The organism is Streptomyces sp. NPDC005492 (assembly GCF_040605995.1).
GTDB lineage: Bacteria > Actinomycetota > Actinomycetes > Streptomycetales > Streptomycetaceae > Streptomyces.
The window spans coordinates 423,228-444,055 of the sequence record NZ_JBEXDX010000001.1; the positions used below are offsets into that span (position 1 = coordinate 423,228).

Sequence of the window (20,828 nt, forward strand, 5' to 3'; positions counted from 1 at the left end):
ATTTAGTCTGGTCGCCGAGTGGGCACGCAACACTATGCCGTACCCGACGCCCTCCGTGCGAGACGGTACTTGCCGGAGGCGGGTCGAAACTCACCGGAAAAGCGCGCCCCGGCGCCCGTAGGCTGGAGGCATGACCACGACGGGGGAAGACCATGCCGCGGCCCGGGGAGGGCCGTGGTGGTGGACCAGGTGGCGCAGTGCGGTGCTGGACGCGGTGCTGGCGGCGGTCTCCGCCGCGGAGTGCGGGGCGGAGGGGATCCGGTTCGCGCGGGACGCGGGGGTTCCGGCCGCGGTGGGCGTGCTCTTCGGGGTGCTGGCCGGCTCGGCGCTGATCGTCCGGCGGAAGTGGCCGATCGCCGTCGTGCTCGTGTCCATCGCCATCACCCCGGCCCAGATGGGCTATCTGATGGGCATCGTGGGTCTCTACACCCTGGCCGCGTCCGAGCTGCCGCGCCGGATCATCGGGTCGCTGGCCGGGATGTCCTTCGTCGGAATGCTCATCGTCATGTTCGTGCGGGTACGGCAGGACATGCAGCGGGGGACGTGGGAACTGGGGGACTGGTTCGTCCCGTTCGCCTCGATCACCACCGCGGTCGGGATGACCGCGCCGCCCGTACTGCTCGGGCTGTACGTGGGCGCGCGGCGCCGGCTGATGGAGAGCCTCAGGGAGCGCGCGGACAGCCTGGAGCGCGAGTTGCAGCTCCTCGCGGAGCGGGCCGAGGAGCGGGCCGAGTGGGCGCGGGGCGAGGAGCGGACCCGGATCGCGCGGGAGATGCACGATGTCGTCGCGCACCGGGTGAGCCTGATGGTCGTGCACGCGGCGGCCTTGCAGGCCGTGGCCCGCAAGGACCCGGAGAAGGCGGTCAAGAACGCCGCGCTCGTGGGCGACATGGGCCGCCAAGCCCTCACCGAACTGCGCGAGATGCTCGGCGTACTGCGGAGCGGCGACGGCCGGGGCGCGCGCGAACGAACGGCCGTACCCCTGGTCGCGGTGGGCGTGGCAGCGGCGGCGGCCGCTTCCCGCGCCGTCGACGACGAGAGCACGGCGGACGGCCCCTGCCTGTCCGACGTCGACGAGTTGCTCGGCCAGTCCGCGGCGGCCGGCATGGCCGTCGACCTGTCGGTGGAAGGCGACATCCGCCTGTACACGGCGGAGATCGAACAGACCGCGTACCGGGTCGTTCAGGAGGCGTTGACCAACGTCCACAAGCACGCGGCCGGCGCGAAGACCCACGTACGCCTCGCGCACCGGGTGTCGGAGATCGCGATGCAGGTAGAGAACGAACCGCCCCCCGAGCCGGCGTCCGCGTCGGCGGCCCGGTTGCCGTCCGGGGGCAACGGGTTGGTGGGGATGCGGGAGCGGGTGCTTGCGTTGGGCGGGGTGTTTGTGTCCGGGCCCACGGATGCGGGGGGTTTTCGGGTGTCGGCGGTTATTCCGGCCGCTTAGGCGGGGTGACGCGGCTGGTCGGGGTGGGTTGTGTGGGGGTGGTCGGCCGAGCCTGAGCCAGGGCCCGCGTCCGCGTCGGCGCTTGAGGCCGGCGCGGTGGGCGGCCGGGCCGGACCCGTTGGACCACCGTGCGCTCGCCCCGGACGCTGACGTGTCCCAACCCGTTCAGGCCGCCGTCAGGCGCACCGGCTCCGTGCCCGAGATCAGGGTGGTGAGGGCCTGGTCGATGGTGGGGCCGAGGTACCAGTCGCCGGTGTGGTCGAGGGCGTAGACGCGGCCCTCGGTGTCGATGGCCAGGAGGGACTGGGTGTCGGGTTCCTCGCCGAGGGGGCTGACGTCGGTGTCGAGGGCGCGGCCCAGGTCGCCGAGGGTGCGGGCCATGTGGAGGCCGTGGAGCGGGTCCAGGTGGAGTGCCACCGGGGAGATCTGGCGACCGGGGCCGGAGGGGGTGATGTGCAGGCCGCCGAACTCGGCCCAGACCTCCACCGCCGCCGGGAAGACGGCGTGCTGGTGGCCGGCCGGCGAGGTGTGTTCGCGCAGGGTGTCCGCCCAGATCTCGGCCTGCTTTATGTCCCAGCGGCCGGGCTGCCAGCCCGCGGCGCGCAGGGCGGCGTCGACGGGTACGGAGAAGCGCGTGGAGGAGTGGCGGTCGGCGTGCATCTGCCCTTCGATCGTCGGTGGCATGGGAGTAATGAGGTGGAGACAGGGGGTGGGGTCAGCCCGTTTCCGTCGCGGGGTCCACGACTCGGACGCCGAAATGGTCGCTCAGGGCTGTGCAGGCCCGGCAGGGCGCGGCGAAGCTGCCGTGCAGCGGGTCGCCGTCCTCGCGGATGCGGCGGGCGGTGAGCTTGGCCTGCTTGAGGGTCTTGCGGGCCTCGCCGTTGGTCATCGGCTTGCGCGCGGCGCGCTTGCTGCGGTCGGCGTCCGCGGCGGCGATGTGGCGGGAGATGAGGATCGCCTCGGCGCAGCGGCCGGTGAACCGGTCGCGCTGGTCGCTGGTGAGGGTGTCGAGGAAGTCCTGCACGAGCGGATGCAGCGCGGGCGCCTGGTCGCCGCGCGCGGCGGTGCCGGTGAGGGTGGCGCCGCGCACGGAGAGGGCCGCGGCGACGGTCGGAAGTATGCCGTCACGGCGGTGGTTGAGGGCCGGCGTGTGCGGCGCCTCACTGGCGCTCCAGCCGACCCTGGGGTCACCGGACGGCCCGCTGTGCGCCCCGGTGTGCGGTCCCGTCTGTGTCGCGTTCATGATCGTCATCCCCTCCCGAGCATCCCCCGGAAGGACACAGAGTGCCAAATGCCGTGGCTGGTGGGGAAGCTGGGGCGCTGCGACACGCCCGGGCTTCGGCGGGCTGTCACGGCAGGGTGACGGCAGGTCACGGAAGCGGGCGCCCGGCGGACCGCTGCCGGTGACCCCTGTCGCCGTACCGCATAGGCTGTCCGCACCGCGATCCACGCGGTCGACGCGTGGAGACAGTCGATACGGGGCACAGCAGGTCAAGCTGGATGTTTGGCCGTTGTGGGTCGTACTGAATGCCGCAGGGGGCAACCGCCATGACGACAGGTCGGCTCGGGCAACAAGCCGCGCCACCGAACGCGGCCTACGCCGGGCAGGTCGTGCACTTCCCGGACCCGGTCCGGGCGGCCCGTCACCCAAGAGGGGTACGGATGGACGAGCACGGCTACCCCGAGTTCTCGCCGTACGCCCGCGCGGCCGCGGAGATCGCCGAGCCGCCGGAGGGCTTCGGCGTCGACGAACTGCGCCTGACGGACTACGTGTCGGCGAACGCGGCCCTCGCCGCGACCGGTCACGAACTGTGGGACACGGTGCCCGCGGTGGCCACCCCCCACAACTGGACCTGGCACCACGTGGTCGGCACCCGGCGCCTCGAACTCGTCCCCGTCGAGGTGAAGGCGCTGCTGCGTCACCACGGCGGGATCGCCACGGCGGTCGTCGACCACGACAAGCGCGGCACCCGCCCGCTCCAGGAGACCCGCCCCGCGCACTTCGGACTCCAGAAGTCCTCGGTGGCGGTCACCGAGACGCAGGTGCAGGGCGTCGAGGAGGACCTCGGCTACCGACTCCCGGGCGCCTACCGGTCGTTCCTCAAGGCGGCCGGCGGCTGCGCCCCCATCGGCACCGCGCTGGACGCCGAGTTGGGGCTCCTGATCGACCAGCCGTTCTTCACGGTGCGCGACGAGGCGGCCGTCAACGACCTCGTCTACGTCAACAAATGCCTGCGCGACCATCTCACCAAGGACTACCTGGGCGTCGGCTTCGTCCAGGGTGGCCTGCTCGCCGTGAAGGTGAAGGGCCAGGCGATCGGTTCGGTCTGGTTCTGCGCCTACGACGACGCCCGCGATGTCGACCCGTCCTGGGCACCGGCCGCCCGCGTGGAGCGGCTGCTGCTGCCCGCCGGGGACGACTTCGACCAGTTCCTGGGCCGACTCGCGGGAAATCCGCCGGAGTTGGAGACGGTGGCGAATCTGATGGTGGACGGCGGGTTCGCGCGATCGGTGCCGGTGCCCGCGGCGGCCTCGGCAGCCTCGGTGGGGGAGTGAGCAGGACCATGGTGACCTTCGCGCAGGCGCAGGAGCGCGCCGAGGAGTGGATCAACGGCGATGTGCCGTCCTACCAGCATCGCGAGGTGCGGGTGCGGGAGTTCGACCTCGGCTTCGTGGTCTGGGCCGAGGACCGCGCCGACGGACCGCGTTCGGACGGCGGCGCGCAGCGGCTGGTGCTCGCCCGGGACAGCGGCGAGGCCACGCTGTGGCCCGCGCTGCCGGTGGGCGAGGTCATCCGCCGCTACGAGGAGGAGTACGGCCGCCCCGACGAGGTCGCCGACGCGGTACCGGCGGCCCCCGCGCGGGTGGACCTCAACCAGACCTCGTTCCTGCTGAGTCCGCCGGAGTGGTTGCAGGAGGCGGCGGACAAACTGGGGATCCCGGACCGGCGGTCGGAGCCCGCGACACCCGCGCCCTCGGCCGCGCTGCCGGAGACACAGGCCGGGGCGCCGACTGCCTCGGCGTGGCCGGACGCCGGGGGCTCCGGTGCGCCCGCCGGCGCCACTCCCTGGGCCGGGACCGACACCAACGCGGATGCCGGCGAGGACCGTTCGGTACCGCTGCCCGCGACCGTGTTCGCCCCGCCCCTGAACGACAACCGCGACGACACCCCGCCCGATGCCAAGACCGCCCTGATGTCGGGCGGCAGCCAACTCCCGCACACAGCCGTGACCCCGTCGATGGACGAGCCCAACTCGGGCCGTAGGGCGGGGAGTTCACAGCAGGGAGCGAGCGAACGCGGCGGTACGCCCGGCGCACCGCAGGGCAACACGCCACCTCCGTACGGCTATCCGCAGGGCCAGGGGCCGGGGGCGCAGGCCGGCAGCGCGCCGCCGCCGCCCGCGCCGGCGTCGTACGGGTATCCGCAGGCGCCGGGTGCTCCGGGTACTCCGCCGCCGCCTCCGGGTGGTCCGCAGGGTGGGTCTTCGTCCGGTCCGTCGTCGCAGGGCTATCCGCAAGGGCCGGGGGCTCCCGGTACTCCTCAGCCGCCTCCGGGCGCGCCGCAGGGTGCATCCTCGTCCGGTCCGGCGTCGTACGGGTATCCGCAAGGGCCAGGTGGTCCGGGTACTCCGCCGCCGCCTCCGGGTGGCCCGCAGGGTGGGTCTTCGTCCGGTCCGGCGGCGCAGGGCTATCCGCAGGGGCCGGGTGCTCCGGGTACTCCGCCGCCGCCTCCGGGTGGCCCGCAGGGTGCACCTTCGTCCGGTCCGGCGGGGCAGGGCTATCCGCAGGCGCCGGGTGGTCCAGGTACTCCGCCACCCCCGGGCGGTCCGCAGAGTGCGTCGTCGCCCGCCTATCCGCAAGGGCCGGGGGCACCCGGTACTCCTCCGCCGCCCCCGGGCGCCCCGCAGGGTCCGCCCTCGCCGGGTCCGTCCGCCTACGGGTATCCGCAGGGGCCGGACGGTGCCGGCAATGTGCCGCCTCCTCCCGCCGGTCCCGGTGCGCCGGGGCTCGCGCCCAACGCCGGGGACATCGCCGACGCCGCCACCAGCAAGGCGGCTCCTCCGCCGCGCCGGGCTCGGGGTGGGGGTGCGACCACGCCTCCTCCGCCGGGTGCGCCGGGGACGCCGGGTGCGCGGCAGGGTGGCGCGCCCGCCTCGCCCCCGCCGCCTCCGGCCGGTGGGTATGTGCCGACCCAGATGGTCTCGTCGCTCGGCCCGGAGGGACCTGGTGCGCCCGGCGCGCCGAACACTCCCGGTGGTCCGCCCCCGGGCGGGGGCGGGGTGCACCACGCCGCGACGATGCTCGCCGACCCGGGCCAGGGCGGCGGCCCCGCCGGGCCGGGCGCTCCGCAGCCGCCCGGCGCCCCCGGTGTCCCTGGCCCACCGCCCGCGCCCGGTACTCCCGGCAGTCCTGGCGCTCCCGGCACGCCCCCACCGCCGAACACCCCCGGTGCCGTCCACCACGCCCAGACCGTGCTCGCCGGACCCCCGCCGGGCGGCCCCGGTGCGCCTCCGCCGCCGCAATTCCCGGGCGCGCCCGGTGCGTTGGGCGCCCCCGGTATGCCTCCGGGCGCCCCGCCGCAGCCGGTGCCACCCGGGGCCGTACCGCCCGGTGCCATGCCGCCGCCTCCGGGACAGCAGCTGCCCGGGCAGCCCTTCCCCGGTCAGCAGCAGCCTGCCTACGGCTATCCGCAGCAGGGGCAGCCGACCGTCGGACCGGGCTATCAGGCCGTGTTGCGCTACCGCGCGCCGGACGGCTCCGAGCAGCAGCTGATCCGGCGTTCCGCGCCGGGGACCCCGCACCCGGAGTGGCAGATCTTCCACGAGCTGCGGGGCATGAACATCCCGCCGGACCAAGTGTTGGAACTGCACACGGAGTTGGAGTCCTGCGAGCTGCCGGGCGCGTACTGCGCGCGGATGATCCGCGAACAGTGGCCGCAGGCACGGATCGCGAGCATCGCGCCGTACGGCACGGATCACGCGAGCCGGCAGCAGGGGATGCGTGAACTCCTCGCTCACCAGGGCGAGTTGCACCAGGTGGCCGACGGACCGGCTCGACTCGCGCCGGTGCGGGCGCCGTTGCCGCCGGTGCAGCCGACGCCGCCGATCCCGCCGGAGGCGATCGCGCAGGAACTCGCGGGCGCGTTCGGTCCCGGTGTGTTCCGGTTCGAGCAGGCCGCGGTGTCCCGGCAGGGCGTGCCGCCGGTCGTGGCGCACACCCTGGTGGCGGCGGGGCTGCCGATGGACATGGGCCCGTTCTTCTGGGCACAGGCCCAACCGGGCCGCCCGGTACCGACGTTGGCCGAACTCGCGCAGGAGCGCGGGGTGCGGCCGTCCGCCGACGCGGGCTCCTACCTCGTCATGGGCAGCGACTTCGGCCGGGCGATCTGCGTCCAGTACGGCACGGCGAACATCGTCGCGGTGCCCGTGGAGGCGGGGCCGGGCGGTGCTCCCGTACCGCCGCAGTTCGTGAACACGGGGCTGCCCGAGTTCGCGCGCTGTCTGGCGCTGCTGGGCCGCATGTGGCGACTGCGGTACGGGCTCAACCAGGAACAGGCCGGCCGCTGGACCGTCGACTTCCAGGCGCAGCTCGCCTCGCTGGACCCGGCGGCCCTCGGTTCGCCGGAGAGCTGGTGGTCGGTGCTGCTGGAGCAGATGTGGGACGGGCTGTTGTAGCCATCGGATTCTGAGCTGAGCGGAAAGGGCCGGGCCCGGTCGTGTGATCGGGTCCGGCCCTTTTGCGTGCCCCCACGTTCGGGCGATGCCCGTGACCTGGCTGCGGAGTGTCGCGTTATGAACACTTACGTCCGATCCATCAAGATATGCGCGAAATCATCATTTCGTGTCCGTCGGGTGGAGAGGGGTTCCAGGATGAGCAGCGCATCGGCGCAGCCACGTGGCTTCGTGGCAGTACGGGGGCGCGGCTACCGCCCCGACCAGGTGGACGCGTACGGCGAGGCGCTCTCCCGGCACCGGGACGCCGCCTGGGAGCGGGCGGCGCGGCTGACCGTGCTGGCCAAGGACATGGAGGCGGATGCCCAGCGGCTGCGGGAGGCCGTCGCCGGGCTCGCCCCGCAGACGTACGAGGCGCTCGGCGAGGGTGCCCAGCGGCTCTTCCAGCTCGGCGAGGAGGAGGCCGCGGCGGTACGGGAGTCCGCGCGGTGTGCGGCGCGGGACGAGATCGCGCAGGCCGAGGCGCACGCCGAGGACGTGCTCCAGGCGGCGCGCGACCACGCGGACGCGGTCCGCGCGGAGGCCGAGGAGCGGGCCCGGCAGCGGCTCCTCGTGGCCCGCGCCGAGGCGGACGGCATCCGCATCGGCGCCCGGCGCGAGGTGAAGGAGAGGCGCACCGAGGTGCTCTCCGCGCTCCGCGAGGTGCGGCAGCGCACCGCCGCGATGCTCGGCGAGCAGGCCAAGGAGCACGCGGAGCGCTGGGCCGCGGCGGAGCGCATCGCGAAGGAGCAGGTGGCCGCGATGGACGCGCACTACGCGGAGCGGGTGGCTCGCGCGGAGGCCGCGTTGGCCGAGGCGGAACAGGCTTGCGCCGACGCCGAGTTGTCGGATCGGCGGTTGCAGGAAGAGGCCGCGGAACGGGCCGCCGAGGTGCTTGCGGAGGCCCGGGTGCGGGAGGAGCGGATCGCCCGGGACACGGAGCGGGTGCTGCGCGAGCACGGGGAGACATGGGACGACGTGCGGGCGCACATGGACAATGTGCAGAGCAGCCTGGCCGCGCTCACGGGGCGGGCTGCCGCTGAGTGAGCGTGGTGTGAGCGTTGGCTCAGCCGTGATCCGCGCAGCAGGGTGTCGGGTTGGGGACCTCGAAGGGGGCCAGGGTGTTGCCCACCGCCGGGACCAGCGCCAGGACCAACTCGCCCTCGCGCCATTCGGGTCGTACATGATCCTGCGTCTGTACGGGTGTTGCGGGGTCCGGGGTCTCCCCCGAGGTGGCGCCCACCACGAACACCCGGTCGATGGCGGTCAGTTGGAGCAGGTCGGACAGGGGGATCGTCCCGGTGAGGTGTTCCGCGCCGGGGAACAGGACCGCCCGGCCCGAGCGGCGTGCGGTGTGTTCGGCGGCGGCCTGGGCGGCGGCTTCGCGGTCGCCGGGGGCCGAACTCAACTCCGGTTCCTTGAGCAGCCGTTGCCAGGTTTCCCGCGCCGTTTCGGTGTCCGCAAGGGCGAGCGAGATCGCCGTGCCCCGGCGGGTGTCCGTGCGGATCAGGTGGGTGCAGGCGACCGTGGTCGCGGGGAGCGCGAGCGTGGTGGTGAGCTCGCGGATCAGGTGGTCGGCCTCGCGGAGGGTCGCCGTGCCGGCGTCCACCCCGATGACGGGGTGGACGCCGGACGGGTCGTAGGACGTGCTCATGCGGGCAGGACCCACATCGGGTTGGAGTAGAACCAGAGGTCCTTCCACGGGTCGGCGTCGCCGAGGACGTCCATCGCGGGGCCCGCGGGGTCGATCGCCGCGCCGCCCGCGCCCACGGCGGAGCGGTTGCCGTCGGTGCCGCGCAGGCGGACGTAGACCGGCTTGTCGAGGCGGCCGAGGGAGTACGTGAGGCGGACGGTGCCGCCGGCCTTGTCGACCTCGAAGGACTTGACGACCTTCGTGCTCGGGGTCGCGAAGGTGTCCCGGTCCGCCACCGGGCCTGTGACATCGCCCTGGATGACGTCGACGCGCGCCAACGAGGGCTGGAACTGCGCCCAGTTGGGGCCGTTGGCGAGGATGATCCGGATGACCAGGTCGACCTGGGCGCCGCGCCGGACGTGCAGCGCGCCGCCGAGGGTGACCTCGCGGCCGCCCGCCGACAGCCGGGCGTCGAGGCCGCTGATCAGGCCGCCGTGGTCGACCCAGACGCGGCCGGCGCGGATGCCGTCCATGACCGCCTTGTACGCGAAGGAGGTCGCGCCGACGTGCGTGCGGGAGTACTGGCCGGGCCAGAAGTCGGTGTCGGTGAGGCTGATGCCGGTGCCGTAGACCGGGTCCTCGTAGCGGCCGTTGGCGTTGAAGTCGCCGCCCGGGCCGCGTACGGCGGTGTCCGCGTAGACGTTGTGGGAGTCGGAGTTGGCGGTGATCCACCAGGGCTTGCCCTCGGCGAGGAGGCTGTCCCACAGGCCGCCGACGGTGGCCGTCATCCAGTCGAAGCCGCCCCAGGTGCGGTAGCTCTCCAGCGGGTAGGCGGCGAAGGAGTCCGCGCTGGGGCTGTTGTCGTAGATGCCGCGCCCGCTGCCCGGGCCGTTCGGCTTGGGGATGCCGCCCGCCTGGTGGCCGGGGGCGCCCTCCATGCCGACGGCGATGGTGGGCTGCGCGTCGCGCCAGCCGCGGATCTCGTGCGGGGAGTCGATGCCCTTGCGCGCCGGGTGGTTGGCGAGGAAGAGCGCGTCCTTGACCTTGCGGCGGCGGACCTGGTCGGCGAGGAAGTTGACACCCGCGATGGCGAGGGCCTCGTTGGCGGGCGAGTTGCCGCTCGCGTCCTTCACGCTGCCGTCGAAGGAGTTCTCGAACTCCTTGAGTACGGCGACCTCGTTGGAGCCCGGGTGCACGAAGACCGTGCCGTGCTCGGCGCCCGGGATGTTCCACTCCAGGCCCTGGAAGACGAGGGTGTCGTCGGTCTGGTCACGGGCGGCCACGATGTCCGGATTGACCTTCTCCACACCGATCTTGGCGTGTGCGACGCTGCCGTGGTCGGTGATGACCATCCAGTCCAGACCGTGCGCGTTGGCCTGCCGTACGTGGTCGATGACCCGGTACTTGGCGTCGCTGCTGTACTGCGTGTGGATGTGGTGGTCACCGGCCAGCCACAGGTAACCGCCGTTGCCCTTGGACGACTTGGCCGGTTGCTCCCGCACCGAGGCGGCCGCCTCCCCCGCGCCGGCGAGCACGCTGCCCGCGGCGAGTCCCGCGCCGAGCAGTCCGGTACGGCGCAGCATGCCCCGTCGGGAGAGCTGACTGGGCGTCAACTCCTCGTCGGGGACGGAGGTGTCGAGGGCGGGCGGCAGCGAGGAGGTGTCCCCGTCCCCGTGGTGGTGGTGATGGTGGTGACCGTGGTCGTCGTGTCTGTGGCCGTGGCTCATGCTCAACTCCCGCTGACATGCAGGGACCTTCACGCTCGGACGTGCAGAGTCTGAAAAGGAGCGGTGAACAGCGGGAGTCGAGGTGGTGGTGTGGCAAAGAACGAGTCATGCACGGCTATGACGCCGGTCATGCGAGGCTTTTCCCTCGGTTACGCGAGGCTTTTCCTTCGGTCGTCCGGCTCCCTGCGGACCGCCCCGGCCAGGATCCAGCCCTCCATCGCCTCGTAGCGCCGGCGCTGTTCCTCCTCCTTGCGGCGGCCCGAGGCGATGGTGCCGAGCCAGCCGAAGGCGAAGCCGAGCGGGATCGTGACGAGCCCGGTGGTGGTGAACGGGAACCAGTTGAAGTCGGCACGCGGGAAGGCGGCGGTGGCCGAACCGGAGACCAGGTTCGTGCCCGGCATCAGGACCAGGACGGCGAGGGTGCCGCCGATCAGGGTGCTGAGCAGGCCCGTTCGGGTGTAGCGGCGCCAGAAGAGGCCGTAGACGAGGGCGGGCGCAATGGCCGAGGCGCCCAGACAGAAGGACAGGGTCACCAGGGGTTGCAGGCTCCGGTGCTGGACCAGGGTGGCGAGCACGATCGCCGGGACGCCCACCGCCAGTGCCGAGTAGCGGGCCAGGGTCATCTCGCGGCGGACTGGCATCTCCTGGACGCGGGTCGCGAAGACGTCGTGGGCAAGGGAGTTGGCGCAGGCGAGGATCATTCCGGCGACCGAGGCGAGCAGGGTCAGGAAGACGGCCGTGGTGACGGTGGTGAGAAGGAGGGTCTCCGTCGGCGACAGGTCCGCCCCGAACACCGCCCGAGAGCCCAGCAGATACGCCGTGTTGCCCTGCGGGTCCGCCCGCGCGATCGCCGCCCGCCCGACCAGCGCGGTGGCACCGAACCCGACGACCGTCACGATCACCACGAACAGCGCCACGCTCGACACCGCCCACGACATCGACCGCCGCACCTGCCGGGCGCTGGACGCGGTGTACATCCGCATTGTGATGTGCGGCAGACAGGCACCGCCGAGGACGACCGTGAGCTGCGAACTGATCATGTCCAGCCGGGGACTCGGTCCACCCGCGAACTCGAGTCCCGAGTGCAGGAAGGCAGGCCCGACCCCGCTCCGCCGCGCCGCCGTGTCGAAGAAGGCGCCCAGGTCCCAGTGGAACCGGTTCAGCAGGAGAACGGCGATCACGGCTCCCGAACCGAGCAGCATCACGATCTTCAGGATCTGGATGAGGGCGGTGCCCTTCATGCCGCCGATCGCCGCGTAGCTGATCATCAGCGCGCCCAGGCCGATGATGCAGCCGGTCTGCAGCGACTCCCCGGAGAAGCCGAGGATGAACGCCAACAACTGCCCCGCGCCCGCGAGTTGGACCAGCATCAGCGGCAGCAGCGCGATGATGGTCACCGCGCACGCGACGACACGGACCGACCGTCCGGGCATCCGGCGGGCGAGCGCGTCGCCCATCGTGAAGCGGCCCGCGTTGCGCAGCGGTTCGGCCAGCAGGAACATCAGCAGCATCAGCGACAGGGCCGTGCTCAGCGCGAGCACCACCCCGTCGTAACCGCACAGCGCGATCACCCCGCCGGTGCCCAGCACACTCGCCGCGGAGATGTAATCACCGGCGATGGCAAGGCCGTTGCGCAACGGGGAGAGGGAGCCGTACCCCGTGTAGAACTCGTCGAGGTCGTCGCGGTCCGGCCCCGTCATCACACACAGCAGCAGCGTGATCGTGGCGACGGACGTGAAGGCCACCAGCGACATCGTCTGCGAGGAGTCGTTCAACGCGCCGCCTCCCGCCTGGCGTCCAGCTCCGCCTGCTTGCGGATACGGTCCGCGAGCGGGTCCACGCGCCGCCGGGCCGAGTGCTCGTAGAGCGCTATCGCCAGCCAGGTGACGGGCAGTTGGACCAGCGCGAGCAGCAGCCCGATGGGCACACCGCCGGCGGCCGTGCTCGACATCAGCGACGGGGCGAACGCGGAGAGCGCGAGGAAGAGGCTGAAGTAGCCGAGCGCGGTGAGGCTCGCCACGCGCCGCTGACGGCGATACGCGCCGCGCAGCACCCGCAGATCACGATGGTTGCCGAGGGCGGGACGGCGCGGTGTGCGGCGGCGTTCGGGCGGCGGCGGGGGGCGGTTGCCAGGGGTAGGTGAGTCGGGACGGGGGCGGGTCGTGCGGGGCGTACGAATCTTGCGGAGGGTACGGGTCGTAGGACATCCCGTGCTCCTTGCGTGGCTCGGGTCCGTGGCGGCGGACCGCAGGGAGTTGGGCGGTGCGGGCGACGCACGTTACTCGCCAGTTGGGGTATGTGGGCGCTTTTCACCAGGAACGCCGTCCGCACGGTCGAGCGAAGTGATCACTCGATCGTGAGTTTCTCCTCCGTCGCGCCCGATGTGTCGCGATCCTGACAGAACGGTGGGTGATCGGCTGGGGACGGAGAGTGGAATGTCGCGAGCGGCGGAACGACCTGAAGGTCTGGACGAGCGGGCGGTCCTGCTGGTGGCCGGGCTGGCCGAACTGGCGGTGAGTACGGCGAGTTCGGCACTGGGAACGGTACGGGGACTTCTGCGCCGCTCGGACGCGGCGGAGCTGGCGGCGGACGCCGAGCACGAACTGGCCGCGCGTGGACGCCTGTTGCTGGACCGGTACCACTCACCGCCCCCGGCCCACCTGGAGACACTCGCCCGGCACGCTCTCGCCCGACGGGCCGTCGATGACGTCTGAGCGGTGGGAGCCGGCCGCCTTCAAGGACCGCGTCGACCGGGTACTACGACGGTTCGTGGCCGAGGAGGCCGAGCGGTTCGCGGAGATCGACCCGGCGCTGAGCCCGGTCGCCGGGGAGCTGGAGAACGCGGTCGCGGACGGCAAACGGCTGCGGGCGGCGTTCTGTTACTGGGGCTGGCGCGCGGCGGGGCAGCCCGACAGCGACGCGCTGGTGAGGGCGGCGGCCTCGATGGAACTGGTGCACGCCGCCGCCGTCGTGCACGACGACCTCATCGACGACAGTCCGCTACGGCACGGCCGTCCCACCGCGCACATCGCGCTGCGCGCCGCCGTACGCCGTCGCCCGCGCGCGGTGGCCGCCGCCAGGTCGCTGGCGATGCTGGTGGGGGATCTACTCATGGGAATGGCCGGGCAGTTGTTCACCACCAGCGGCCTGCCCGCCGCGTATCTCGCCCGGGCCCGCCCGCTGTGGTCGGTGCTGGCCCGGGAGCTGATCGCGGGGGAGTGCCTGGAGATCCTGCGCACCGGAGTCGAGCCGGACACCGCCGCGTCCCTGAAGGTGATCCGGTACAAGACCGCCAAGTACACCGTCGAACAGCCCCTGTTGATCGGCGGCGCGCTGGCCGGCGCGGGCGGAAAGCTGAGGGAGGGCTACTCCGCGTACGGGCTGCCGCTGGGCGAGGCGTTCCAGTTGCGGGACGACGTACTCGGCCTGTTCGGACAGCCGGAGCACACCGGCAAGGCCAACGCCGACGACGTACGCGGTCACCGCCCCACGGCCCTGCTGGCGGAGACCTGGCGCAACGCCGGAGCCGAGCAACGGGACCAACTCCGCGCCCTGTTGGGCCGGCCCGATCCGGACGGGGAGGGGCTGCGCGCGGTGCGCGAGCTGATGCTCCGGCTGAAGGCGCCCGACCGCGTCGAGGCCATGATCACCGCCCGGGTCGAGGAGGCGCTCGACGCCCTCCAGGAGCTGAACGCCCCGGCACCCGCGGAGGCCGCACTGACCGCCCTGGCGCATTCGGCGTCGGAGCGACTGTCCTGATCCCCGTGTGCGACAAGGAGTCCCCTGTGATCTACACCGAGACATCGATGGACGGTCTGCGCGCGGCCGGTGACGAACTCGCCGACGCGACCGTCGCCGCCCTGTTCGACCGCGGGGAGGTGGGCAAGTTCAACACGCTCATGCGGTACGTGTCCGTCGCGGGCGCCCCGCTCCCGGACGGCCTGCCGGAAGTGGCGAGGGAGTACCTCAACGCGACCAGCGCGCCGCCGAGTTGGGTCGACTGGGGTGAGATGGAGAAGGCCCGGCTGTTCTTCATCGACAACAACGTGCACATCTCGACCGCCCTGTCCTTCGCCTCCATGCCCGCCTGCTACGTCGTCCCGACCGTGGCGAAACTCCTGTCGGCCACCCACGGGCTGAAGTACCCGTCCAAACGGATGGCGGAGACCGGCCAGTTCACGGTCCTGCTCATGCGGCCCGACGCGTTCGAAGCGGGCAGCCGCTTCATCCCCGCCGCCCAGAAGGTCCGGCTGCTGCACGCCTCCATCCGTCACCACCTCGTCCGCGAAAACCGCTGGGACACCGGCGAGTCGGGGACGCCGATCTGTCAGGAGGACATGATCGGCGGACAGATGTTCTTCTCCCTGCTCGTGCTGGACAGCCTGCACCGCCTCGGCATCCACATGTCGGAGGAGGGCGCGGAGGCCTACTACTACGCCTGGCGCGTGGTCGGAGCCATGCTCGGCGTCGACCAGGACGCCGTACCCAAGTCCCTCGACGAGGCACGTCAGTTCCTCGACCTCTACATGATCCGGCACATGGGTCCGTCCGAGGAGGGCGCGCACCTGACCCGCCAACTCATCGACCTCTACGAGGAGGTCGTCCCCGGCACCTTCTTCGACCCGGTCGTCTCCGCGCTGATCCGCTTCCTCGTCGGCGACACCTGCGCCGACTGGCTCCAGGTGCCGCGCACCGCCTGGGACACCCTCGTCAAGGCCGCCCCGCACCTCCTCGGCGTCCTGGAGACCATCGAGGACAACTCCCCGCTCGGCGCCTGGGCGTTGGACCGCCTCGGCCATCTCACCACCGTGCTGGAACTGTCCTCCCTCACCCGAGGACGCGTCATGCACTACGCCATCCCCGAACAGCTCAAGAAGGAGTACGGCATCCCCAACACGGTGCCGCGCACCCGCCGTTGGACCCCGCCGACCGCCACGGTGTCGTAACCGCCTGACGGTCACTGCTCCTTGAGGACCGGGAACCTGCGCGGTGCCAGGAACAGCAGCACCAGGAAGGCCACGGCCGCCGCGCAGCCCGCGCCGATGTACACGGCGTGCACCGCGTCCGCGATCGCCCGCCGGGTCGCCTCCGGCACGGTGCCCGCGTCGAGGCCGCGCGTCACCGAGTCCAGGTCGCTCGCACCGCCCAACCGGGACGCGAGGACGCCGTTGGCGACCGCGCCGAAGACGGACGCGCCGATCGTCTGGCCGGTCTGCCGGCAGAACAGGACGGACGCGGTCGTCACCCCCCGCTCCTCCCACTCGACCGTCGACTGCACCCCTACGATCAGCGGGAGTTGGAAGAGTCCGAGGGCCGCGCCGAGCAGCAGCATCAGCGCCATCGGCTGCCAGGCCGACCCCGGATACGGCAGGAACGGGAACGCGAACAGGAGGAGCGTCGCCGTCCCGATCCCGAGCATCGCCGTGTTGCGGAAACCGATCCGCCGGTACACGTGCTGGCTCAGCGCGGCCGCCACCGGCCAGGTCAACGTCCATACGGAGAGCACGAATCCGGCGGCCACCGGCGCCAGGCCCAGCACCGACTGCGCGTACGTCGGCAGGAACACGCTCGGCGCCACCATCAGCAACCCCAGTGCCCCGAGCGCCAGATTGACGGCCGCGATCGTACGGCGCCGCCACACCCACCCCGGGATGATCGGCTCCGCCGCCCGGCGTTCGATCGCCACGACCACCCCCGCCAGCGCAAATCCCGTACCGAACAAGGCGATTGAGGGTGCCGACAGCCAGTCCCACGCCACCCCGCCCTGCACCAGCGCGGTGATCAGCACGCCCCCGCAGGCGAACACGGCCAGCGCGCCCGCCCAGTCGACGCGGGGGCGGGAGGCGCGGGGGCGCTCCGGTTCGTGCAGGTAACGGACGATCAGCCACAACGCCACCGCTCCGACCGGCAGGTTGACCAGGAAGATCCACCGCCAGCCCGCGTAGGCGGCGAGCAGTCCGCCGATCCCCGGGCCCGCGACCGCCGACACCGCCCACACCGTCGACAGCTTGGACTGGATCTTCGGCCGCTCCTTCAGCGGATACAGATCGGCGGCCAGCGTCTGCACCGTGCCCTGCAACGCCCCACCGCCCAGGCCCTGCACGACACGGAACGCGATCAGCGCGCCCATGTTCCAGGCCACCGCGCACAGCAGCGAACCGACGAGGAACACCGCCGCGCCCGTGATCAGCACCGGCTTGCGGCCGAAGGTGTCGGAGAGCTTGCCGTAGACGGGCAGGGTGACCGTCACCGCGAGCAGATAGCCGGAGAACAGCCAGGAGAAGACGGAGAAGCCGCCGAGGTCGCCGACGATCTGCGGTACGGCGGTCGACACGATGGTGGCGTCGAGCGCGGCCAGCGCCATGGCGAGCATCAGAGCGGCCACGACGGCACCGCGCCGGCCGGGTGCGGGGCGCTGCGCGGCCTCACGTATCGCGGGTTCCGTGTCGCTCACGCGGATTCCTTCCCCCTGCATCTATCTGCCTTACGACACTCTCCCACGGTGGAGCGGACCCCGAGATCGGCTCCACCCGGAGGTGGACATCCCTTAGGGGTGCCTCCTCACTGCGGCCCGGGTTCGGCTCGTGCTGCCGGAGGACGAGATGGGTGCGGGGCGTCCTTAACCTGGCTTTATGCCGCTGGGGGGCGGCATACCGAACCGGCGGGGGTGGGGTTTTCCCCAGCAAAAGACTGCGCCGAGCACCAGCGCGCAGGACCACCTCCCGCCGCCAGACTCATCGACGTAAGAACTTCCTACGTTTCATCCGCTGAGCGACTTAGGAGACATACCGTGACATCGGCTGTAACCATTCCCAGGCACGGGGGCACTGGAGGGCGTACGGCCGTTGCCGCGCGAGCGCGGCAGGTCGTCAAGGCCTACGGGGCCGGGGAGACCCGCGTCGTCGCCCTCGACCATGTCGACGTGGACATCGCCCGCGGCCAGTTCACCGCGATCATGGGCCCCTCGGGGTCCGGCAAGTCCACCCTCATGCACTGCCTCGCCGGGCTCGACACCGTGACCTCGGGGCAGATCTACCTCGACGAGACCGAGATCACCGGCCTCAAGGACAAGAGGCTCACCCAACTGCGCCGGGACCGGATCGGCTTCATCTTCCAGGCGTACAACCTGCTGCCGACGCTGAACGCGCTGGAGAACATCACCCTCCCCATGGACATAGCCGGCCGCAAGCCCGACAAGGGCTGGCTGGCGCAGGTCGTGGAGACGGTCGGGCTGTCCAGCCGGCTCAAGCACCGGCCCAACCAGCTCTCCGGCGGCCAGCAGCAACGCGTCGCCGTGGCAAGGGCGTTGGCGGCCCGCCCCGAGATCATCTTCGGGGACGAGCCGACCGGCAACCTCGACTCCCGTGCCGGAGCTGAGGTGTTGGGCTTCCTGCGGCGCTCCGTGGACGAGCTGGGCCAGACCATCGTGATGGTCACCCACGACCCGGTGGCCGCCTCGTACGCGGACCGTGTGCTGTATCTCGCGGACGGCCGGATCGTCGACGAGATGTTCAAGCCGACCGCCGACGCCGTCCTCGACCGTATGAAGGACTTCGACGCGCGGGGGCGTACGTCATGACCGTCCTCAAGACCTCGAGGCGCAACTTCTTCGCGCACAAAGGGCGGATGGCGCTGTCGGCGATAGCCGTGCTGCTGTCGGTGGCGTTCGTGTGCGGGACGCTGGTGTTCACCGACACGATGAACACGACCTTCGACAAGCTCTTCGCGGCCACCGCCTCCGACGTCACGGTCCTGCCGAAGGCCGCCAAGGCCGACGGCAGCACCCCGCAGAACGGACTGCCCGAGTCGCTGCCGGCCTCCGTGCTGGCGCAGGCGAAGAAGGCCCAGGGCGTCAAGTCCGTGGAGGGCGGCGTCAGTTCGATGAACGTGACGGTCGTCAACAGCGCCAACAAGAACATGGGCTCGTCGACCGGCGCGCCCACCATCGCGGGCAACTGGACGAAGAGCGACCTGCGTTCGATGGAGATCACCTCCGGACACGCGCCGCGCGGCCCGACCGAGACGATGGTCGACGCCGACACCGCCGACAAGCACCACCTGAAGATGGGCGACTCGCTGCGCACCATCTCGCAGACCGGTGACTTCACCGCCAAGATCGTCGGCATCGCCACCTTCAAGGTGACCAACCCCGGTGCGGCCGTCGTCTACTTCGACACCGCCACCGCCCAGCGCGAACTCCTCGGCGCCACCGGCCGGTTCACCCAGCTCGGCATCACCGCCGCGAGCGGTGTCTCCGACACCCAACTCAAGCAGAACGTGGCGCAGACCCTCGCCGCATCGGGGTCGTACAAGATCCAGACGGCCAAGGAGAACGCCGACGAGAACCGTCAGGGCGTCGGCCAGTTCATGAACGTCATCAAGTACGCCATGCTCGGCTTCGCCGGGATCGCGTTCCTGGTGGGCATCTTCCTGATCATCAACACCTTCTCGATGCTGGTCGCCCAGCGCACCCGCGAGATCGGCCTGATGCGGGCGATCGGCTCCTCCCGCACGCAGGTCAACGGCTCGGTGCTGGTCGAGGCGACCCTGCTCGGGATCGTCGGATCCGTCCTCGGTGTCGGCGCCGGTGTCGGGATCGCCGTAGGCCTGATGAAGCTGATGAGCGCGGCGGGCATGGACCTGTCGACACGGGACCTGACCGTGAAGTGGACCACTCCGGTGCTCGGCCTGCTCCTCGGCGTGATCGTCACGGTCTTCGCCGCCTACCTCCCGGCCCGCCGCGCCGGCAAGATCTCCCCGATGGCCGCGCTGCGCGACGCCGGTACCCCGGCCGACGGCCGGGCCGGCTGGGTGCGCGGCCTGATCGGTCTCGTCCTGACGGGCGCCGGTATCGCCGCCCTGTTCGCGGCGGCCTCCGCCAAGAAGGCGACGGACGGTTCGCTGGTCCTGGGCGCGGGCGTCGTCCTCTCCCTGATCGGCTTCGTCATCATCGGCCCGCTGCTCGCCAACGGTGTGGTCAGGGTGATCAGCGTCGTACTCCTGCGGGCCTTCGGACCGGTGGGACGCCTGGCCGAACGCAACGCGCTCCGCAACCCCCGCCGTACGGGTGCCACGGGTGCGGCCCTGATGATCGGTCTCGCGCTGGTGGCCTGTCTCTCGGTGGTCGGCTCCTCGATGGTCGCCTCGGCGACCAGCGAACTCGACAAGTCCGTGGGCGCCGACTTCATCGTCCAGGGCAACCAGCGGATCGTGCCGCAGGCGGAGAAGGCGATGGAACAGTCGCCGGACCTCGTCCACGTCACCCGCTACAAGGACATCGACGCCACGCTCACCTCGCCCGACGGCCAGAAGGACACCGACGGCCTCACCGCCGCCGACCCGTCCTACGCCCAGGACCTGCGCCGCGCCACCACGGCCGGCGACCTGTCCGCCGCCTACGGCACCAACGCGATGTCGGTGGGCTCCAAGTACGCCAAGAAGCACGGCGTCCACGTCGGCGACACGATCAGCGTCGCCTTCAAGGGCGGCTCGACGGCCAAGCTCAAGGTCGCGGCCATCACGGACGACGACGTCGCCATCGACCAGGGCGCCCGCTACACCAGCATCGCGACCATGCAGAAGTACCTCCCGGCCAACAAGGTCCCGCCGAACGAGATCATGTTCGCCAAGGCCAAGGACGGCCAGGAGAAGCAGGCGTACGCCGCCCTGAAGAAGGCCATGGACCCGTACCCGCAGTACCAGGTGCGCGACCAGACCGACTACAAGCAGGAACTGAAGGACCAGATCGGCCAGCTCCTGAACATGGTCTACGGCCTGCTCGCCCTCGCGATCATCGTCGCGGTCCTGGGTGTCGTGAACACCCTGGCCCTCTCGGTGGTCGAACGCACCCGCGAGATCGGCCTCATGCGAGCGATCGGCATGTCCCGCCGCCAGCTCCGCCGGATGATCCGCATGGAGTCGGTCGTCATCGCCCTCTTCGGAGCGCTGCTCGGCCTGGGGCTGGGGATGGGCTGGGGCGCGACGGCCCAGCAGCTCCTCGCGCTGGAGGGCCTGAAGGTCCTGGAGATCCCGTGGGGCACGATCATCGCGGTCTTCATCGGGTCCGCGTTCGTGGGACTGTTCGCCGCTCTGATCCCCGCGTTCCGGGCGGGCCGGATGAACGTCCTGAACGCGATCGCGACCGAATAGCCATCGCCTACGGGGGACCGGCCCCGGCGCCGAGAAGTCACGGGGGACTTCTCGGCGCCGGGGTTTTTGGTGTCGACAAACGGGCGGGCGGGTGGGAAAGGTATTTTTCCGCGGCTCAGGGCGCCGGGTGAGCGGGGTTATCCACAGCCCCCCGCACCAGC

The 20,828-nt window shown here is 71.6% G+C and carries 15 protein-coding genes and 1 pseudogene; 9 read left to right on the forward strand and 7 right to left on the reverse strand.

The features are described from left to right. The first annotated feature begins 130 nt into the window (after window positions 1-130). Window positions 131-1,447, forward strand: a complete 1,317-nt coding sequence (locus tag ABZT04_RS02025) for a histidine kinase (RefSeq protein WP_356051777.1) — start codon at window positions 131-133, stop codon at window positions 1,445-1,447. Window positions 1,448-1,612: 165 nt separating this feature from the next. Here ABZT04_RS02025 and ABZT04_RS02030 read toward each other — a convergent pair whose 3' ends face one another. Further along, the gene (locus ABZT04_RS02030; RefSeq protein WP_356052124.1) at window positions 1,613-2,107 is read right to left on the reverse strand and encodes an SUKH-3 domain-containing protein; all 495 of its coding nucleotides are present in this window, start codon (window positions 2,105-2,107) and stop codon (window positions 1,613-1,615) included. A 55-nt stretch (window positions 2,108-2,162) separates the two neighbouring features. Continuing rightward, window positions 2,163-2,699, reverse strand: coding sequence for a YwqJ-related putative deaminase (locus ABZT04_RS02035; protein WP_356051779.1), 537 nt, complete (start codon window positions 2,697-2,699; stop codon window positions 2,163-2,165). A gap of 296 nt (window positions 2,700-2,995) precedes the next feature. Between ABZT04_RS02035 and ABZT04_RS02040 the strand changes: the two genes are divergently transcribed. From ABZT04_RS02040 to ABZT04_RS02050, 3 genes are all read left to right on the forward strand, one after another. Beyond that, complete coding sequence (locus ABZT04_RS02040; RefSeq protein ID WP_356051782.1) at window positions 2,996-4,003, forward strand: SMI1/KNR4 family protein; 1,008 nt, start codon at window positions 2,996-2,998, stop codon at window positions 4,001-4,003. An 8-nt stretch (window positions 4,004-4,011) separates the two neighbouring features. Continuing rightward, entirely contained in the window at window positions 4,012-7,122 is a 3,111-nt protein-coding gene (locus ABZT04_RS02045; protein WP_356051784.1) for an SUKH-4 family immunity protein, read from the forward strand. Window positions 7,123-7,317: 195 nt separating this feature from the next. Next, window positions 7,318-8,205, forward strand: coding sequence for a cellulose-binding protein (locus tag ABZT04_RS02050; RefSeq protein ID WP_356051786.1), 888 nt, complete (start codon window positions 7,318-7,320; stop codon window positions 8,203-8,205). 19 nt (window positions 8,206-8,224) lie between these two features. Here the strand turns inward: ABZT04_RS02050 and ABZT04_RS02055 are convergent, their stop codons facing one another. The 4 genes and pseudogenes from ABZT04_RS02055 to ABZT04_RS02070 form a co-directional block, all read right to left on the reverse strand. Further along, window positions 8,225-8,812, reverse strand: a complete 588-nt coding sequence (locus ABZT04_RS02055) for a hypothetical protein (RefSeq protein WP_356051788.1) — start codon at window positions 8,810-8,812, stop codon at window positions 8,225-8,227. Continuing rightward, window positions 8,809-10,518: a PHP domain-containing protein gene (locus tag ABZT04_RS02060; RefSeq protein ID WP_356051790.1), complete on the reverse strand. Its 1,710-nt coding sequence runs from the start codon at window positions 10,516-10,518 to the stop codon at window positions 8,809-8,811. The genes ABZT04_RS02055 and ABZT04_RS02060 overlap by 4 nt, the downstream gene beginning before the upstream one ends. A 149-nt stretch (window positions 10,519-10,667) precedes the next feature. Continuing rightward, window positions 10,668-12,272: a cation acetate symporter gene (locus ABZT04_RS02065; protein ID WP_356052126.1), complete on the reverse strand. Its 1,605-nt coding sequence runs from the start codon at window positions 12,270-12,272 to the stop codon at window positions 10,668-10,670. A gap of 17 nt (window positions 12,273-12,289) precedes the next feature. Next, a pseudogene (locus ABZT04_RS02070) lies at window positions 12,290-12,725 on the reverse strand (DUF485 domain-containing protein). A 228-nt stretch (window positions 12,726-12,953) separates the two neighbouring features. On the opposite strand from ABZT04_RS02070, the gene ABZT04_RS02075 reads away from it, so the two are divergent. The 3 genes from ABZT04_RS02075 to ABZT04_RS02085 are packed head-to-tail and all read left to right on the forward strand — an operon-like array spanning window position 12,954 to window position 15,464. Continuing rightward, window positions 12,954-13,232, forward strand: coding sequence for a polyprenyl synthetase (locus ABZT04_RS02075; protein WP_356051792.1), 279 nt, complete (start codon window positions 12,954-12,956; stop codon window positions 13,230-13,232). After that, window positions 13,222-14,277, forward strand: a complete 1,056-nt coding sequence (locus ABZT04_RS02080) for a polyprenyl synthetase family protein (RefSeq protein WP_356051794.1) — start codon at window positions 13,222-13,224, stop codon at window positions 14,275-14,277. The genes ABZT04_RS02075 and ABZT04_RS02080 overlap by 11 nt, the downstream gene beginning before the upstream one ends. A 26-nt stretch (window positions 14,278-14,303) precedes the next feature. Next, window positions 14,304-15,464 carry an oxygenase MpaB family protein gene (locus ABZT04_RS02085; protein ID WP_356051796.1) on the forward strand — a complete coding sequence of 387 codons (1,161 nt, stop codon included), beginning with the start codon at window positions 14,304-14,306 and terminating at the stop codon, window positions 15,462-15,464. 11 nt (window positions 15,465-15,475) lie between these two features. On the opposite strand, the gene ABZT04_RS02090 is transcribed toward ABZT04_RS02085, so the two are convergent. Further along, on the reverse strand, window positions 15,476-16,993 hold the full coding sequence (locus ABZT04_RS02090) for an MFS transporter (RefSeq protein WP_356051800.1): 1,518 nt from the start codon (window positions 16,991-16,993) through the stop codon (window positions 15,476-15,478). A 315-nt stretch (window positions 16,994-17,308) separates the two neighbouring features. On the opposite strand from ABZT04_RS02090, the gene ABZT04_RS02095 reads away from it, so the two are divergent. After that, window positions 17,309-18,097, forward strand: a complete 789-nt coding sequence (locus ABZT04_RS02095) for an ABC transporter ATP-binding protein (protein WP_043684955.1) — start codon at window positions 17,309-17,311, stop codon at window positions 18,095-18,097. Then, a complete protein-coding gene (locus ABZT04_RS02100) occupies window positions 18,094-20,667 on the forward strand; it encodes an FtsX-like permease family protein (RefSeq protein ID WP_356051803.1) in 2,574 nt (857 codons plus the stop codon). The genes ABZT04_RS02095 and ABZT04_RS02100 overlap by 4 nt, the downstream gene beginning before the upstream one ends. The last annotated feature ends 161 nt before the right edge of the window (window positions 20,668-20,828 follow it).